The 1,108-nt window shown below is 46.0% G+C and carries 1 protein-coding gene and 1 pseudogene; both read left to right on the top strand.

The features are described 5' to 3' along the window. Positions 1-192: pseudogene (locus C9J12_RS30090) on the top strand (Na(+)-translocating NADH-quinone reductase subunit A); the annotation flags it as partial. Between the two features lie 3 nt (positions 193-195). Then, a partial coding sequence (locus C9J12_RS30085; protein WP_107247128.1) for an NADH:ubiquinone reductase (Na(+)-transporting) subunit B occupies positions 196-1,108 on the top strand: 913 nt, incomplete at its 3' end.

Raw genomic sequence — 1,108 nt, 5'->3', positions numbered from 1 at the left:
ATGCCTCTGGATGTTGAACCAACACTACTTCTTCGTGATTTGTGTGCTGGTGATAGCGATAGTGCACAATTACTGGGTGCGTTAGAACTGGATGAAGAAGATCTAGCTCTATGTACATTTGTATGCCCAGGTAAGTATGAGTTTGGTCCACTGTTACGTGAGTGCCTGGACAAAATTGAGAAGGAAGGGTAATTCATGGGTCTCAAGAATTTACTCGAGCAAGTTGAACATCACTTTGAACCAGGTGGTAAACACGAGAGATGGTTTGCGCTGTATGAAGCGTTTGCAACTCTTATGTACACACCAGGTACAGTGACTCGAACTGGCTCACATGTGCGTGATAGCGTTGATCTAAAACGTATCATGATCATGGTGTGGTTTGCGGTTTTCCCAGCTATGTTCTGGGGTATGTACAACGTTGGTGATCAAGCTATCGTTGCACTTAACCACATGTATGCAGGCGATCAGCTAGTTTCGATCATCGCTGGTGATTGGCATTACTGGTTAACAGATATGCTCGGTGGCGCCATGTCAGCAGATGCTGGCTGGGGCAGTAAAATGCTACTGGGTGCGACGTATTTCTTACCTATCTATGCAGTAGTATTTGCTGTGGGTGGTTTCTGGGAAGTACTTTTCTGTATGGTGCGTAAGCATGAAGTTAACGAAGGTTTCTTTGTTACTTCTATTCTTTTCGCCCTTATCGTTCCAGCTACGCTACCACTTTGGCAAGCAGCTCTAGGTATTACCTTCGGTGTTGTTGTTGCTAAAGAAATCTTTGGTGGTACTGGTCGTAACTTCCTTAACCCTGCTCTTGCAGGTCGTGCTTTCCTATTCTTCGCATACCCAGCGCAAATTTCTGGTGATGCAGTATGGACAGCAGCTGACGGCTTTACTGGTGCTACGGCACTAAGCCAGTGGGCTCAAGGTGGTGACGCAAAACTAATCAACGTTGTTACTGGCGACGCGATTACTTGGATGGACGCTTTCATTGGTCGTATTCCTGGTTCTATCGGTGAAGTTTCTACGCTAGCTATCATCCTTGGTGGTGCAATGATTGTGTACATGGGCATTGCTTCATGGCGCATCATCGCAGGTACTATGATTGGTA

Source organism: Photobacterium frigidiphilum (genome assembly GCF_003025615.1).
Taxonomy (GTDB): domain Bacteria; phylum Pseudomonadota; class Gammaproteobacteria; order Enterobacterales; family Vibrionaceae; genus Photobacterium; species Photobacterium frigidiphilum.
Note: the sequence above shows the minus strand (reverse complement) of the source record. Positions and strands in the feature narration are given on the sequence as shown.